Annotated in this window: 8 protein-coding genes and 5 pseudogenes; 5 read left to right on the top strand and 8 right to left on the bottom strand. The window is 64.4% G+C overall.

Annotated elements, in window-relative coordinates; all coding sequences use genetic code 11:
* Positions 1-32 precede the first annotated feature (32 nt).
* The 5 genes and pseudogenes from XpopCFBP1817_RS09995 to pdxH all read right to left on the bottom strand — a co-directional run.
* Positions 33-710 (bottom strand): YjfK family protein, encoded by a 678-nt coding sequence (locus XpopCFBP1817_RS09995; protein ID WP_167393895.1) that lies wholly within the window; start codon positions 708-710, stop codon positions 33-35.
* Positions 707-1787: pseudogene (locus XpopCFBP1817_RS09990) on the bottom strand (potassium channel family protein). The gene XpopCFBP1817_RS09995 and the pseudogene XpopCFBP1817_RS09990 overlap by 4 nt, the downstream one beginning before the upstream one ends.
* Positions 1788-1812: 25 nt before the next feature.
* Positions 1813-2583 (bottom strand): PspA/IM30 family protein, encoded by a 771-nt coding sequence (locus tag XpopCFBP1817_RS09985; RefSeq protein WP_128417022.1) that lies wholly within the window; start codon positions 2581-2583, stop codon positions 1813-1815.
* 12 nt (positions 2584-2595) lie between these two features.
* Complete coding sequence (locus XpopCFBP1817_RS09980; protein ID WP_128417021.1) at positions 2596-3012, bottom strand: YjfI family protein; 417 nt, start codon at positions 3010-3012, stop codon at positions 2596-2598.
* Positions 3013-3247: 235 nt separating this feature from the next.
* Positions 3248-3880, bottom strand: a pseudogene (gene pdxH / locus XpopCFBP1817_RS09975) (pyridoxamine 5'-phosphate oxidase); the annotation flags it as partial.
* A 173-nt stretch (positions 3881-4053) separates the two neighbouring features.
* On the opposite strand from pdxH, the gene XpopCFBP1817_RS09970 reads away from it, so the two are divergent.
* The 5 genes and pseudogenes from XpopCFBP1817_RS09970 to mdtD all read left to right on the top strand — a co-directional run bounded on the left by XpopCFBP1817_RS09970 (position 4054) and on the right by mdtD (position 9182).
* Entirely contained in the window at positions 4054-4596 is a 543-nt protein-coding gene (locus XpopCFBP1817_RS09970; RefSeq protein ID WP_128417019.1) for a shikimate kinase, read from the top strand.
* On the top strand, positions 4593-5705 hold the full coding sequence (gene aroB / locus XpopCFBP1817_RS09965; RefSeq protein ID WP_128417018.1) for a 3-dehydroquinate synthase: 1113 nt from the start codon (positions 4593-4595) through the stop codon (positions 5703-5705). Before XpopCFBP1817_RS09970 ends, aroB begins: the two co-directional genes overlap by 4 nt.
* A 172-nt stretch (positions 5706-5877) precedes the next feature.
* Complete coding sequence (locus tag XpopCFBP1817_RS09960; protein ID WP_006449079.1) at positions 5878-6129, top strand: WGR domain-containing protein; 252 nt, start codon at positions 5878-5880, stop codon at positions 6127-6129.
* 9 nt (positions 6130-6138) lie between these two features.
* The gene (gene hemE / locus XpopCFBP1817_RS09955; protein ID WP_128417017.1) at positions 6139-7203 is read left to right on the top strand and encodes a uroporphyrinogen decarboxylase; all 1065 of its coding nucleotides are present in this window, start codon (positions 6139-6141) and stop codon (positions 7201-7203) included.
* Positions 7204-7801: 598 nt separating this feature from the next.
* Positions 7802-9182: pseudogene (gene mdtD / locus XpopCFBP1817_RS09945) on the top strand (multidrug transporter subunit MdtD).
* Between the two features lie 75 nt (positions 9183-9257).
* Here mdtD and XpopCFBP1817_RS09940 read toward each other — a convergent pair.
* From XpopCFBP1817_RS09940 to XpopCFBP1817_RS09930, 3 genes and pseudogenes are all read right to left on the bottom strand, one after another.
* On the bottom strand, positions 9258-12785 hold the full coding sequence (locus XpopCFBP1817_RS09940; protein ID WP_425479098.1) for a hybrid sensor histidine kinase/response regulator: 3528 nt from the start codon (positions 12783-12785) through the stop codon (positions 9258-9260).
* A gap of 146 nt (positions 12786-12931) precedes the next feature.
* Positions 12932-16128 (bottom strand): annotated as a pseudogene (locus tag XpopCFBP1817_RS09935) (ATP-binding protein).
* Positions 16129-16211: 83 nt separating this feature from the next.
* A pseudogene (locus XpopCFBP1817_RS09930) lies at positions 16212-16718 on the bottom strand (response regulator); the annotation flags it as partial.
* Positions 16719-16797 lie beyond the last annotated feature (79 nt).

Raw genomic sequence — 16797 nt, 5'->3', positions numbered from 1 at the left:
GACCAAGGTAAGTGGAAGACGAGCGCGCACGCTCAGGTGATATCCAGATCGGCGACCGTGACATCGATGCCGACCGCATAGGTGACGCAGAATTCGTTGGGGCCGGAATCCTCGCCCGTGACCAGCAAAAATTCCTCACGCTGCAGCTCCGGCACATCGCGGCTGTAGAGCATGGCGTAGTGGGTCAGATCGCCATCGCGACGCGGTGGCTGATAGCGGTAGAGCACTTCGTCGTAGGCGATCGGAGGAATCCGCGCAGCATCATCGGTGGACTGCGTGGCACGCTCCCAGCGTTTGCCGGCGTACTCGATCTGCGCCGCACCCAGATGCGGATGCTGCATTACGAATTCCTGAAACGCCTGCTTGCTGGGCGGGTTGACCGTCTCGCAATACACGAACGCCTTCATCGCCTCCAGATCGCCGCCCACCGTGGTGATCTGCAAAAACGCATCGTCGTCCAGGTAGAAACGATGCAGGGAATAGCCATCGCCCAGATTGACATGCCCATAGCACGGGATGCCTTGATGCCCGCCCGGCAACTCGGCGGTCATAACCTCCGGTGCCATGCGATACAAGGTGGTGTCGATCTCCACCTGACCACCGACACGCAGGCCGAGCGGCAGCGTGTGGCCGATCGCGCCGGTGCCGGAAGTGGGCGCCGCTGGTGGTTGTGATTGACCGAACAACTTGCCGAAAAAACGCATCGTCATGCACCTTGTGGCGATGGGGAATGGGAAACGGCGGCAGCGCGCCGGGCTTGCCATACGATGGCGTGCTGCTCGGCCAGGTAATACAGCATGGTACCGGCCGGCACAGCGGTGTGTGCTGGCGGGTTCAACCGCAGTGCGCCATCGGGCGTGCGCAGGCCCAGCAACAAGGCGCCACGCTGGCTGAAATCGGCGGCCACTACGCGGTAATCCAGCGGATCACCATCGGCAGGAACAGCCAGGCTGAACTGGGTCGGGCCATCGTCGACCGAGAGCAGCTCGGCAGTGATCGCCGCGCTGCCGGGATCCTGCGCAGCGCGTGCCAGGATCTCGGCGGTCATCGGGCGCGTGCATTCGATGGCCGGATAATGGCAATTGACCAGCCACGCGGCACTGCCCGAATCCAAATGCGCCATGGTATGCGCACGCGGCGCATGCGCCATCAGCGCGAACACCGCCGCCAGGGTCTGATCGTCGGACGGCGGGTTGACGATCACCCGCGCCGCACCCGCGATACCGGCACGCAGGTACACGTCCGTATGCGTATACGACTCGGCCGCGATAACGCGCATGTGGTCGGGCATCGGGTTCTCAGCCACGCCCTAGGCGATCAACACCACGCCTTCGTCGTCGGTGGCGGTATCGGACAGCAACAACTCCAGCAAACGTACGGAGGCGGCGCCCTGCCAGCCGATCAGAGCCGATCAGAATGGGGTGACCGCGCAGATCGGCGTAAGCCATCTTGCCCATGTGGTGGCGCCTCCAGAAAGTGATGAGCACGCCGCTGGTCTTGGCCAGCACCGTGGCGAACAGCGCCACCGCGCCCGGCATCAACACGAACGCGGCGATATAGCGCCCGGCCACCGAGCCCGGCGACAGGTCGCCATAGCCGATGGTGGTGGCGGTGGTCATGTAGTAGTACGGAAACGCGTCCAGGCCGACGAGCTTGTGCTCGCCAGCCATCAACAACAACGCCCAACTCACGCCCATATGAGCCAGCAGCGCCAGCGCCACCAGGCCCCAGCTGACGCGGCGCACATGGCGCCGCAGTACCCGGAACAACCGTCCGACAATGATCATGGCGCGTCCTGTGCCGTGCGGTGGATCAGCTGTCGCTGCGCGGAACCTGCTGCACGTCGCGCACCTGGCCGATCAGCGGCGCGGTGCCGCTGGCGGTGTCGTGGCCGAGTTGGGCCGGCTTCTTGAAGCGTGCCAGCACTGCGGCAGCGCTGGACTCGCCTTCCATCAGGCCGGCTGCGGCCAGACGCCGGTTCAGATCGCCGTCGCCGCTGGACGATTCGAGCTCTTCGGCCGATTCGATGCGTGCGGAAGTCTCGGCCTGACGCGCCTTGATCCGCTCCAGCGATTCCAGCGCCGAGCCCATCTTGCTGCTGGCACCGGAATGCCGCGCGGCAATCGCCGCCTGCGCCTTTTGCACCGCGTCGGTGGCCTTGACCGTGTCGATCTGCTGGCGCATGCCGCGCAGCTGGTTTTCGGTCTTCTGGATGGTGGCCTTGAGCGTCACCACCGACTGGTCCAGCGAGGTCTTGGAGGCCTTGTCGCCGGCGTCCTCGCTTTCCAGCGCGGCGAGCTTTGTCGCCACATCGTGGGCCAGCGATTCGTCGCCCTTGGCCAGCGCACCTTCGATATAACGCGTGTATTCGGCCATCTTGCCGGCGCGCGCATCGATCTTCTGCTGGGCGAGTTTGCTCTGCGCCATCAGCTTGGTCAGCTCTTCGCGCGAACGCGTGAGCTGGGCGCCGGCGTCGCGCATTTCCTGGTCCAGGATGCGCAACGCATTGGCGTCGACCGCCTTTTGGCCGGTTTCGTGTGCAGTGCCACGCAGCAGCGTGATCAGCTTTGAAAAGATACTCATGACAACACGCCTTTAGGAAAAGTACGGCTTGAGAGATTCGGCGGCATCCAGCGTATTGGCCGCCAGGGTCTGGATTTCCTCGTCGATCTGGTCGAGCGTGGACGACGCCGACAGTTCGCCAAAGACCACGTAGCTGTCCTTGCCGTCGACCTGCACCAGGCCCAGGTTGGATAACGGATTGAGCGGATTGAGCCGCATGCAGGCGTCGTTGAACGCCGCGAGGTCGCTGACCTGGTCGGCGTTGGCCAGCAGCGTGGAAACGAACACCTGCGAGCCGGAGGCGGCGACCTGGATCTGCATGTCGCCGTGGTCGGCCAGGGTGAGGTTGATGGCCGGTTCCAGGCCATCGATCAGCTCGACCTCGATCGGCTGGTCGCGGTAGCGCTCGGCCAACAGGCCGTGCAATTCGACAGTGGTGTACTGCGTCATACGATGTCCTGTCCTTTGGTCATGCAGCGGTGGTCAAGCAGCTGCGGTGATGCAGCAATGCTCATGCAATGGGCGGACATACTACAGACTGTCTGCGATCGGCAGATAGGGCCGGAAGACACTGGTCATGCAACATCAAGCGGGCGCCGATCCAGGCGCCGATCCAGTGGCACACGCCTGCCCCAAACGCCGCCCGCGCCGGCCTGACGGTGAGCGCAGCCGTTGACCGCCAAGCTTACGGATACAGCATCCGCTTGCTCCAATGGCTGGCCGCATCGGCCTCGTAACGCCAGCGCTCGTGCAGGCGGAACTTGGCGCCGTACCAGAACTCGAACGCCTGCGGCACCACCCGGAAGCCGCCCCAGCCATCCGGACGCGGCACCTCACGTCCTTCGAAGGTGGCTTCGACCTTGGCGATGGCTGCGTCGAACTCCTCCCGCGAGCCCAGCGCCTGCGATTGCAGCGAAGCCCAGGCGCCGATCTGGCTCATGCGCGGGCGCGAGGCGAAGTAGGCATCGGCTTCGTCCGCGCTCACCAGTTGCACGCCACCTTCGATACGCACCTGGATGCCGGCCTCGCGCAAGCTGCGCCACAGAAACAGCAAGGCGGCCTGCGGATGGATCTGCAGGTCGCGACCCTTTGCGCTGTCCAGATGGGTGTAGAACACGAACCCGCGCGCATCGAAGGCCTTGAGCAACACGGTGCGCGCGCTTGGCCGGCCATCCACGTTGGCGGTGGCCACGGTCATTGCGCTGGCCTCAAATTCGGCACTGTTCTGAGCCTCGGCGTACAGCGCGGTGAAGGTGGTAAGGGCTTCTGCAGAAAGATCGGTCATGACGGTGCGCGCGCGGCAAGAGTGGCGCCTATTGTGGGCGCATCGCGTGTGCTTCGCCTATGTCCGCGCTGTCGCAGCGATCGATTTCCAGGCGGCGACGGCGTGTGTCGACGCTGCTGCGTGCAGCAGCAATTCACGCCGCAGGAATGGTTTCAAACCGCGCCGACCGGCCCGGTGCAAGGGCGTGAATGCTACGATCCCCGCGCATGAACCCAGCTCCCAATCTCGTGATGGTCGGCCCGATGGGCGCCGGAAAAAGCTGCATCGGCCGTCGCCTGGCCGAGCTCTTCGGGCTGGAGTTCGTCGATGTGGATCACGCCATCGTCGAGCAGGTGGGCAACAGCATCCCGGCAATCTTCGAGCAGCACGGTGAGGCGCGGTTTCGGCAGCACGAAGTCGAGACCTTGCAGACGCTGCTGGAACAGGACAACAAGCTGATTTCCACCGGTGGCGGCGCGGTACTGGATCCGCTCAACCGCCAGCGCATCCGCGAACGCGGTTTTGTGGTGTATCTGCACGTCAGCGTGCCGGCGCAACTCACGCGGCTGGCGCGCGATCGTAATCGCCCGCTGTTGCAACGCGCCGACCGCGAGCAGGTGCTGCACGCGATGGCCGCGCACCGCACCCCGTTGTACCAGGAGGTCGCCGACCTCAGCCTGGAAACCGATCACCTTTCCCCCGCCGAGGCCACCGCGCAGCTGGTGCTGCGTCTGGCAGCGCAATGGCGCATGTCGAGTACCCCCGCATGACACTTCCCCGTTCCTCGCGCAGCGTCGATGTCGACGGCGCGCAGCCTTACACCATCAACATCGCCCCCGGCCTGCTGGCCGACGGCGCGCGCCTGGCCAGCCATGTGCGCGGCCGCCACGTGCTGCTGCTCAGCGACTCGCAGGTCGCTCCGCATTACGCGTCCGGCGTGCGCACTGCGCTGTTGCAGGCGCGCCCAGACCTGCAGCTCGGCGAGCTGGTGATCGCCGCCGGCGAAGCCTCCAAGACGCTGGACAATTTCGGCGCAGCGATCGCCACGCTGGCCGAGCTCGGCGCCACCCGCGACGCCTGCGTCTTCGCACTCGGCGGCGGCGTGGTTGGCGATCTGGCCGGGTTTGCGGCGGCCTGCTGGATGCGCGGGGTGGACTGCGTGCAGCTGCCCACCAGCTTGCTGGCGATGGTGGATTCCTCGGTCGGCGGCAAGACCGCAGTGGATATCCCGCAGGGCAAGAATCTGGTCGGCGCGTTCCATCCGCCACGCGCGGTGATCGCCGATACCGACACCTTGCGCACCCTACCCGCGCGCGAGCTGCGCGCCGGTCTGGCCGAGGTGATCAAGTACGGCGCCATCCGCGACCCGCTGTTCTTCCAATGGCTGCATGCCGAACGTCGGGCGTTGCTGGAGGGTGATGCCGATGCGCTGGCGCAGGCGATCGCGCGCAGCTGCGAGCACAAGGCCGAGATCGTGGCGCGCGATCCGCTGGAAAAAGGCGAGCGCGCCCTGCTCAACCTGGGCCACACCTTCGGCCATGCGATCGAGACCGAACAAGGCTACGGCGCGCCCGGCAACGACAACCTCAACCATGGCGAAGCAGTGGCGGTGGGCATGGTGCTAGCCGCACGGCTCTCCGCCGCGCTGGGCATGAGCACTGCGCAGGACACCGAGGCGCTGCGCGCCCTGCTACAGGACTTCGACCTGCCTACCGAGATCCCGGCCGGTCTGTCGCCGGAAGCGCTGCTGGGGCGTATGCGTCTGGACAAGAAGAACCTCGCCGGCCGCCTGCGCCTGGTGTTGTGGCGCGGCATCGGCAAGGCCGAGGTGGTGCCCGATGTGGACGAGGCAGCGGTGCTGGAGATTGTGGCGAGCTGAGGCGCACGCGGTTGGCCGGCTGCGGCGGCGAGCGCGATCCAACATCCCGAAAAACGCAGCGTCGTTCATACCCATGCTGCCAGGCCGGGAACGCTACAGACTGCCTTATCCAATCCCCACGCCCCAATCCCTGCCTCCCAGCCTTCAGCACCGCCCGGCTACAATCGGCGCCATGCGTATCCACTTGCAACACGATCCCGGCGGCAATGCGCCGCTGCGTTATGTCCAGCTGACCCTGCAACCGGATCTGTTCGGTGGCTGGGAGCTGCTGCGCGAGAGCGGCGAGATCGGTGGACGCTCGCAGCTGCGACGCGACCAATACCTGCTGCAGGATGAGGCGGACAGGGCCTTCGACAAGGCACGCGACACCCACCTCAAACGCGGCTTCCAACTCATCACCGGCGGCGCCGACGCGCCGCGCTGAGGAACACCCATGCTCAAGAACGATCGCCTGTTGCGTGCCCTGAACCGCCAGCCCGTCGACCGCACGCCCGTGTGGCTGATGCGCCAGGCCGGACGGTATCTGCCGGAATACCGCGCCACCCGCGCGCGCGCCGGCAGCTTTTTAGGTATGGCCAAGAACCCCGAAATTGCTTGCGAAGTGACGCTGCAGCCACTGCAGCGCTTTCCGCTGGATGCGGCGATCCTGTTCTCCGACATCTTGACCATTCCCGATGCGATGGGCCTGGAGCTGTACTTCGTCGAAGGCGAAGGCCCCAAGTTCCGCCGCCCGGTGCGCGATGCCGCCGCGATCCATCGGCTGGGCGTTCCGGACATGGAAACCGAGTTGCGTTATGTGATGGATGCGGTGCGTTTGATCCGCCGCGAGCTCGATGGCGCGGTGCCGCTGATCGGCTTCTCCGGCAGCCCGTGGACGCTGGCCTGCTACATGATCGAAGGCGGCGGCAGCAAGGAATACGCGCGCGTCAAGGCGATGGCCTTCAACGCGCCAGAGGTGTTGCATCACCTGCTCAGCACCGTCACCGATGCCGTGATCGCCTATCTGTCGGCACAACGCGCGGCCGGTGCGCAGGTGCTGCAGGTGTTCGACACCTGGGGCGGCGTGTTGTCGCCGGCGATGTACCGCGAATTCTCGCTGCCCTATCTCACCCGCATCGCGCGTGAGCTGGAGCGCGGCGACGGTGCCGAGCGCACCCCGCTGGTGCTGTTCGGCAAGGGCAACGGCGCCTACGTCAGCGAGCTAGCCGCCAGCGGCGCCGAAGCGGTGGGCGTGGATTGGACCATCTCGCTGGCCGACACCGCCCAGCGCGCCAGCGGCCGCGTCGCCCTGCAAGGCAACCTGGACCCAGCCACCTTGTACGGCTCGCCCGAGGCGATCCGCGCCGAAGTCGGCAAGACCCTGGACAGCTACGCTCAAGGCAACGGCGGCTCGCGCGAAGGCCACGTCTTCAACCTCGGCCACGGCATGTCGCCGGATATGAATCCGGATCATGTCGGCGTGTTGGTAGAAGCGGTGCAGACGTTGAGCAAGCGCTGATCCAAGCGCGCTCGACAGCGTGTGGGTCGCGCTGTCGAAGGCTCGCTCAGAAGGCGATCAGTTAACCAGACGCCGCTTTTTTTCCTACAGCCACCGACAACAACCGATGGTGCTTGCGCGCGTACCGGCGTGGGATCTTATGCGGCATGGATGCCGCATAAGATCCTACATGGACGTACTTGCGGCCTGTCCCGCGCTAGTACGCGTGCAAGCGCGCGCAGCAAGCCGAAGCACTCGTAAAAAACTGACAGACGTTGCGTGTGTGGGTTGGTCTGTGCGCGGTGCCGCATCCGGTGTCGGGACACGTCGTGAATCCATCCCTGGAGACTCAGTGGCGGCATCCATGCCGCCACATGGCCCCGCCCCCGGATACGACCCCGCGCCTTCGATATTTGCTAGTGCTGATCGGCAAGCGAATGCCTACATGGAGGTATTTGCGGCGTGTCCCATGTCGGTACGCGTGCAAGCGCGCTCAGTGACCGAAGCAAATGCGCACGTTTTTCTGAGTTCGTGCACATTGGCCCGGGGATAATGCATTGTCCCTTCGAGAGCGATCACGATGTCTCAGCCCGTTCCCGTGTTGCGTGCCTAGGACACCATCAAGCCGCTGCTGTGGCTGGTGTCGCTGGCAATCTTCATGCAGATGCTGGATGCGACCATCGTCAATACGGCATTGCCGTCGATGGCGCGCAGCCTTCACGAAAGCCCGTTGCAGATGCAGTCGGTGGTCTTCAGTTACGCGCTGGCGGTGGCGATGTTCATCCCCGCATCGGGCTGGATTGCGGACCGCTTCGGAACGCGGCGCACCTTCCTGACGGCGATCATCGTGTTCACGCTGGGCTCGTTGCTGCGCGCAGCCGCGCAACAGTTGCCGCAGCTGGTGGCGGCGGGCTTTGTGCAAGGCATCGGCGGGGCGATGTTGCTGCCAGTGGGCCGGTTGGCGGTGCTCCGGACGGTGGCGCGTGCGGACTTTTACGCGCGATGAGTTTCATCGCAATTCCGGCGATGATCGGCTCGCTGATCGGGCCCACCCTGGGCGGCTGGCTGGTGGAAGTCGCCTCGTGGCACCGGGTGTTCTTGATCAATCTGCCGATCGGTGTGATCGGTTTTATCGCCGCACTCACCATCATGCCGGACCACTACGGCGATGCAGGCAAACGCTTCGATCTGATCGGCTATCTGATGCTGGCGTTCGGCATGGTGGCGCTGTCGTTGGCATTAGACGGCATCTGCGAACTCGGCCTGCGCCACGCCTTCGTGATGCTGCTGGCGATCGGCGGGCTGGATGCGTTGGCAGGGTACTGGCTGCATGCAGCCAACGCGCCGACAGCGTTGTTTCCGCTGGCTTTGTTAAAGGTGGCCAGCTTTCGCATCGGTATTTTGGGCAATCTGTTTGCGCGTGTCGGCAGCGGCTCGATGCCGTTGCTGATTCCACTGTTGCTGCAGGTGGGCATGGGCATGAGCCCGATGAATGCCGGGCTGATGATGGTGCCAGTGGCGCTTTCCGGCATGGCGGCCAAACGCGCCGCAGTGAAGTTGGTGGGCGCTTCGGTTACCGCCGCATCCTGATGCTCAACACTGTGCTGGTTGGCCTGGCAATGGCCAGCGTCGCCTTGATCGACGTCGGTCAACCGCGATGGCTGCGTTTGCTGCAGCTAGCGGGCTTTGGCGCGGTGAATGCGCTGCAATTCACCGTCATGAATACCGTGACCCTGCGCGATCTGGATCGCGAGCAGGCCAGCCCCGGCAATAGCCTGCTGTCGATGGCGATGATGTTGGCCACCGGCTTGGGCACGGCGGCGGCGGGCAGCTTGTTAGCCGCGTTCAATACGCATCTGGGCGACAGCCACGGCGCCACCGCAGCGCTGCATGCGACTTTTCTGAGTGTCGGCGCAATCACCTTGTCCTCGACGCTGATCTTCTGGCAGCTGGCCGAAACGCGGCCGCATCCCAAACACGTGGAAGCAGTCGCCGAGTAGCGATGCGTGTGCGGCAGCGACTGCCGCAGTGCGTGAGCGACTCGCTGCGCACGATTTCAACCGCAGCAAACAGCTTTAAATTTCCTCGCGCGGGCGCGGGCGCTCGCGTCGCAACGCCTCGGCAATGGTGTCGGCCAGCATGTCGCCGGTGAGCGGCTTGCGCAGGAAGCTGTCGAATCCTGCCTGTTGCGCGCTAGGTTCGGCAGCTTCGTCGGAGCGCGCGGTCACTGCAATCAGCGGCATGTCGTAGCCGAACACGCGCAGCTGCCGCGCCAGCGCCAAGCCATCCAGTCCCGGCAGATCCAGATCCAGCAACGCCAGATGGAAGGTGTTGTCGGCCGCTTCGGTCAGTGCGACCAGCCCGTGCGGCGCATGCACCACCGAGTGGCCTTGCGAACGCAGTAGTCCAACGATGACCTCGGCAATCGTGGGGTCATCTTCCACCAGCAGGATGCGCTGCGGGGCGACCGCTCCACCGGCGCGCGCCACCTCGCCGCCGAGCGTAGCGTTGGAGGCAACCCAGCGCAGCGGTAGATCCACGACAAAGCGCGTGCCGGCGCCGAGGCGACTGATCACTTCGATATGCCCACCCATCGCCATCGCCAGTTCCTGGCAGATCGCCAGGCCCAGGCCGCTGCCGCCGTAGCGCGAGGTGGTCTTGGCGCCGTCGCCTTGTTCGAAACGCTGGAAAAGACGTGCCTTTTGCTCGGCATTGATGCCCGGCCCGGTGTCAGCCACCTCGAAACGCAGACCTTGATACGACCCCAGCGTGGTCAGCTTGAGCCCGACCACGCCGCGCTCGGTGAACTTGATCGCGTTGCTGAGCAGATTGAGCAGAATCTGGCGGATGCGGGTGACATCGCCGCTGGCGGTGATGTCGCCAAGCAGGCCCACTTCCAGGCTGAAACGCAGGCCGCGCTCCTGCGCCAGTGGCGCCATCAAGCCCTCCACCTCGGCCACAAGTTGGCGTACCGAAAATGGCTGCAGATCCAGCTCCAGACGCCCGGATTCGATGCGTGCCAAATCCAGCGCATCGTTGACCAACCGCAACAGATGCGCACCGGCGCGGCGAATCGATTCGGTATAGCTGCGCTGTTTGTTGTCCAGCGAGGTCTTGAGCAACAAATCGCTCATGCCCAGCACACCGGTCATCGGCGTACGCACTTCATGGCCGAGCGTCGCTAGGAAGCGTGTCTTGGCCAGAGAGGCCTGCTCGGCCAGTTCCTGCTTGTGCACCGCCAATTGCCAGGCATTCAAGCGGCGCAGGCGACGGCGATACAACAACACCGCCGCGGCGATGATACACAGCGCGAGCAGACCCAAAAAGACCAATCCCCATGGCGCCAGCCACCACGGCGGCAGCACCTGAAAGCGTAGCGTCTGGCTCGCCGACCAGATGCCGTCGGCGGTGCGCCCCTGAACTTCCAGCGTGTAATGCCCCCAGGGCAGCCGCGAAAACTGCCGCTCGCCACTGGGCCCGACGTCGATCCAGTCAGGGTCGTAGCAACTCAAACGAAAGCGGTAACTGTTGGATTCTGAGTCGGAAAGGCTGAGCAGGCGCGCGACAATGTGCAGATCGCGATCGTCGTCCTGCATCGTGAGCGGCTCTTGTCCGGTGATATCCAGACCACGTTCCCCGCGCCGCAAGCCCACGCGTTCGATAATCAACGGCGGCCTGCGTGTGCTGGGGCGCATCGTGGCCGGATCGAACACCACGACGCCGTCGGGCGATGCAGCGACGATTTGCCCGCTGCCAGCCTGCACCAGCGTGTTGATTTGTAACTGCTGGTTGGGGAGCCCATCGTGCACCCCATACACACGCACCAATCTGCTGCCAGGATCGATCCGGATCAGGCCGCGCTGACTGGAGACCCAGGCCACACCCCTGGCGTCGACCACCAGCCCGTTGGGCGCCACCATCGGAAACTCCTGATCTTTTCCAACGGTATCCAGGTGCTTAAGTTGCTTTCCATCCCACAGATACCGGCGTATCTCGCCCGCCAACCCGGCCCAGACCACGCCCCCCTCTCCAAGCCGGAAGAGATAGGTCGGCAAGGACGGCGCACCGACGACGGGGACAAATCGGTCGGCAACGGGGTCCCAGCGCCGTAGACCGGCATTATTGCTCAGCCATATCTGACCGTCGGGGCCAAGGCGTATATCCAGAATGGTCAACGCTTCCAGTCCATGACCGCCATTGACGATGGTCCGAAGCAACTGTCCATCGTCGTTACGGATTTGCAGACCATAGTTCAGCACAGTCACCCACAGTCGGCCCTGCGCGTCCTCTGCCATCCAACCCGGTCGGTCTGCAGCACCGTCGGGATCGGACTCGACATCTTCACGCAACTGCCAACGCTTGACTTGCCGTGTCCGCGGGTCATACCTGACCAATTTTCCTTCTACGCCGATCCAGACAAACCCGCGCCTGCTTTGGAGCATTGAGTCGAGCGAACGCAGTTCGTCGATCTGGGCCAGATGCGTCTGCAGTTGGCCTGTCGCCGGATCGAGATGTTCCAGCACACCCCGGCTACCAGCCAGCCAGACACCGCCCGAAGACGAAGGCGACGACGCCAGCACCGACGGGTTGGCCAGCGACTGGGGATCATCGCTGTGGTGCGCCAATACCGCAAAGGTGTCCCAATGCGGAGCCAGGTGCCACAGGCCGCCTTCGAGTGCCGCAAACCACAGCCCGCCTTCCCGATCTCCGTAAGCCGTGATCCAGTTTCGCCTGACCAAGCCATGCGCCGATAAACTGTAGACCGGCACGCTTCTGATGTCGGCTCCTAAGGAAGACAAGCCTAAGCCGCTGTCAGTGTCCAGCCAGTAACGCCCGCTACGATCACGCAACAAGACACCCATGACACGCTGCTTGCTCACGCTGTCTTGCCATGACTGGCGGCTCGCCTGACCGTCGGCATCTACACGAAACGCATCGCCGCCGACATCCGATACCCATAGCGTGTCGCTACTGCGCTCCATGTACAACCGATTGACGGTCTGTGTGGTTCCAGGAAGCGGCACGCGCTGAAAATGCGTGCCGTCCCAGCGAGCGAGCCCGCCGTGGGTGCCAATCCACAATGCCCCGTCCGGCGCCACCCCGAACCCGATCACGCTGTCGGATGGCAGGCTGGCAGGGTCGCCAGGCACGTTGGAAAATCGCTGCATGCTGCCATCGGGACGTCGCCGGTACAGCCCGTGGGCAGCAGTGCCAAGCCAGATGTCGCCGTTCGGGGTCTGGGCCAGCGCCCATACCGTGATTTCGCGAAGCTCAGGGAACTGCGCATTCTGCAGGGGTGTGAACGCGCGCGTTTTGGATTCCAAAAAGCCGGCACCGCCGTTCTCGAAACCCATCCACACCCGATTGTCGCTATCGACGCAAATGGCCCAGATCGCGTTGCTGGTCAACCCTTCTTCCATTCGCCAGATGCGGTAGCTGCGTCCATCGAATCTGGCCAATCCGTCATCGCTGGCGATCCACAGATAGCCCTGCTCGTCTTCGGCGAGTTCATTGACGGTGTCCGAGGGCAGCCCGTCGGCGACCGTGACCTGGCTTGGTACCGGCGTGAGCAGCGCGCGTGTTGTCGCCCGTGCAGGTCGCACTGTGACGCACAGACACAGCGACACTGCAGCAATCAGCCAATAGGAAAAACACAAAAAAAGGCGCACTGGACACGTTTCACGACAAGTCGCCGCATAGTGCGGGCCGCGCGCGGTGCGGGCAAGCCCGAGCGCGCTCGTTCTGCCGCTCATACATTCTCACTCCACTGGGATTGCTCTGGCGGCACTGCCCGGACTGCCCGGACTGCCCGGACTGCTCGCGCCTTGCGCGACGCTGCGATCGCTTCGACCAGCATATCGGCGGTGACCGGTTTGCGCAGAAATCCATCGAAGCCTGCTGCCTGCGCTTGGCTTTGCGCATCGCCATCGACACGTGCGGTCACCGCCAGTAGCGGAAACCCATGCCCGAGCCGACGCAATTGCGATGCCAGCGCAAAACCATCCAACCCGGTCAGATCCAGCAACGCGCTGTCGAAGCCGCCATCGACGGCCTCCAACAGCGCGCCAGCCCATGCGCGGCATGCACCACGCGATGGCCGCGGCCGATCAACAGGCCGGAGATCACCTCGGCCACGGTCGGGTCGTCTTCCACCAGCAAGATGCGCAACGACGCGCCCGGAACCGCGCGCAGCTCGCCAGCGGCGATGCCTAAGCCGGAGCGGTCGATCGGTAACGGCAGGTCCACGCTGAACTGGGTGCCGACGCCAAGCCTGCTGCGCACGCGGATCGTACCCTTCATCGCCACGGTGCGTTCCTGGCAGATCGCCAGCCCCAGCCCGCTGCCGCCATAGCGTGCGCTGGTGCGCGCGCCATCGCCTTGTTCGAATCGCCGAACCAAGCGCTTCTGCTGCTCCGGCCCGATGCCCGGCCCGAAATCGCGCACTTTGGAACGCAAAACGTCGCCATGCTGACTGACCGTCAAAGAGACCTCGCCGCGTTCGGAAAACTTGATCGCATTGCCAAGCAGATTGATCAGGATCTGGCGTACCCGCGTCGCATCACACAGCTCGAGCAACTGCCCAGACAGTTGATTGCGATACTGGAAGCGCAATCCGCGCGCGTCGCTGATCGGATCCATGAAATCGGCCAGTTCCTGGGTCAGTTGCGCCGGGTCGAACGACTGCTGCACCAGCTCCAGCCGCTGCAACATGGGCGCAGCGACCCAGTCGCCCTCGCCGGCACGCGCCTGCACCTGGACACGGTAATCGCCCGGCGACAAGCGCGAAATCACCCGTTCGCCACTGGCGCCATGCTCCACCCATCGTTCGTTGTAACCCTCCACCAGGTGCCGACAATGCGCAGCCGCCGGATCGACAAACGACAGCAATCGCGCACTGATGCGACGGTCGCGGTCGCGCGCCTGCAAGACCACTGGCCGGTTGTGCGCGATTGGCTGCGAGCGCTCGGCATCGTTGCGGCGCACCTGCACCGATGCGATCACCAGGCGCGCCAATGGCGCAGGAGCGAACGGCCGCGATAGGTCGAACAGCACGATGCCGCTGGTGGTCAAGGCAAGCACCTGCCCACTAGGGCCGGTCACTGGAGGACGCATCGAAAATTCGATGTCCGGCAGGCCATCGCGTTGACCAAACATGCGCACACCTGCGGCTGGCCGCGCTTGTAGGCGAACAGGCCTCGCGAGATCGTCGCCCACACCGTGTCTGTGCCACCCAAGGCCAAACCGCTGATCTCGGTAGAGGGCAGACCGTGCTCGCGCCCGACCCGCTTCAGCAAACGCGCCTGCTGACCATCCCAGTGATAGCGCTCCAGCGCACCTGGGCGCCCGACCCAGAATTCACGCGGCGATAAGAAAGCCAGCGCATAGACATCGCGGTTGGCGTCGCCGATCACCTTACAAAAGCGCTCACCCTGCCAGACCCATAGCCCGTCACCGGCCGCAACTCACGCGGAGCCATCGGGACGCATCACCCGTTGCTGCACCATGCCACCTACCTCGCTGAGGTCGGCACCGAAGCGAAACGTTGCCAGTAGCCGGCCGTCTGCCGCACGCCGCCGCACGCCGCCTGCCACAATCGACAGCCAGAACTCACCATCGGTACCAGGCGCCATCAGTTCCACCCTGTGGGTGTCGGACGTGCCGATCTCCATCGCGAGTTGGCATTCCCCCCGGTTTTCGGGGTATAGCGAGTGACACCCTCCCGCAGCGCAACCCACAGACTGCCGTCGCCGGTCGGCAGCACCGACTGCACGGTACCGCCGCCCAACACCTCGCTCTGCAACACGGGTACAACGTCGCCCTGATCGCCGACCCGATGGACCCCTTCGCCAGTGGTCACTAGAAAACTATCGCCATCGGCGGCGGCATTCACCAGGTAAAGGCCCTCCAGCGGCTTGCCCTGCGTCTCGAAAATCGTGGAAAAGCGTCGCCAGTCCGGCGGCAAGTACGCCACGCCTTGCGAAATCATCCCAAGCCATAACCCACCCTGGCGGTCCTGCATGACGTCGAGCACACCGCTATGGGCGGTGAGAAAGCCACTGCAGCGATCGCCCTCCATGACGCGCAGCTTGATTTCGCCAGGTGCCACCCGAAAACACCCATCGGCCGCTCCCACCCAGTAGCCGCCACCATATCGTGCACCACAGTGCCGGCACGTATGTCGGCAGACCCGTCCCAAGGCGCAGGTTTCAGCACGCGGGCGGGTGTCACGCGATACAAACCCTTGCTGCTGCCCACCCACAGCGTGCCGTCGGGATCCTTGCTCAGCTTGAACACGGTTGCGCTCAAGCGGTCCGGCGCGATGCGCACCAAACGCTCGCCATCGCACATCACCAGACCGCTGGCGGTGCCGATCCACAGCCGGCCGCGCGCGTCGGTCACCATGCTCATGATGGTATCGCTGGGCAGTCCATCCGGCGCATCCGGCGTTGCGCGAAATACCGTCACCCGGCCATTTTCTTAGCGTCGACACAGGCAGCCGCCGCTCCCGATCCATATCGCGCCCTGCGCCTGTGCAATCGACCAAACCTGCCCGGCACAGGCTTCGGCGACAGCCGGAAATGTCGTAAAAGCCTCGCACTCTGCGTTGAGCATACTGAGCAGCGCGCCATTGATGCCTAGCCAGACCCTGTCGCGATTGTCGATAAACAGCGTTTCGACCTCGTTGCCGGGAATTGCGTTTGCGGTGTGCGGGTCGCGCTGCCATACCTGCAGGCCGATGCCGTCGTAGCGCGCCAAACCGTCGCTGGTGGCCGCCCACACATAACCCTGCCGATCCTGTGTCAGTGCCAGCACCATGCGCGAAGGCAGGCCTTCGGTTGGCCCGAGCCGGCGCATGCGCGGGGTTTAGATCTGCTTCACCGCCAACGCATCCACACCGATCAGCAGCGGCAAGATCGCAAGCAACGACAGCAGCACGTTCTTCATCTTCATCCTTGTCGCCATTGCCACCTGCGCGCTCGCGCACTCCCCGGCGGGACTGCACTGTCCCTGCTTCGCTGCGGCCGCCACTAGTCGGCGGCCGGATTGTCGTGCGCGTCGCTGGCATCGGCAAGCACGCGCGCCAGTGCCTGCGTCAGCAATTCACCGGTGACAGGTTTACGCAAAAACCCATTGCACCCGGCCGCCATCGCTTGCGGTTCTGCATCGGCGTCGGCACGTGCGGTCACCGCAACAATCGGAAAACGCACGCCGAGCGCGCGCATTTGCGCCACCAACGCCGCACCTTCGATGCCTGGCAGATCCAAATCGCACAGACCGGCATCGAAGCTGCGCGTGCTCACCTCGGCCAACGCGGCCAGGCCATGCAGCACATGCGTGACCTGATGCCCGCGCGTCTGCAGCAGGCCGACGATCACCTGCGCCACGGTCGGGTCGTCTTCGACCAGCAGCAGCTGCAGCGGCGCCTGATCGTGAAGCGGCGCTGTGCGCACCACAGTCGGCGTCGCTGCGGGTAATGCGGCCACCCAGCGCAACGGCAACTCGACCACGAAACACGCCCCCTGCCCTAGTTCACTAAGGAGCCTCTAAAAACCCCATCAATCTGCCATCATTGACTTGACGCCCTGCCAGCGGAGAACGACAGACATGATCAGC

The sequence above is a fragment of the Xanthomonas populi genome (assembly GCF_002940065.1).
Classification (GTDB): domain Bacteria; phylum Pseudomonadota; class Gammaproteobacteria; order Xanthomonadales; family Xanthomonadaceae; genus Xanthomonas; species Xanthomonas populi.
Note: the sequence above shows the minus strand (reverse complement) of the source record. Positions and strands in the feature narration are given on the sequence as shown.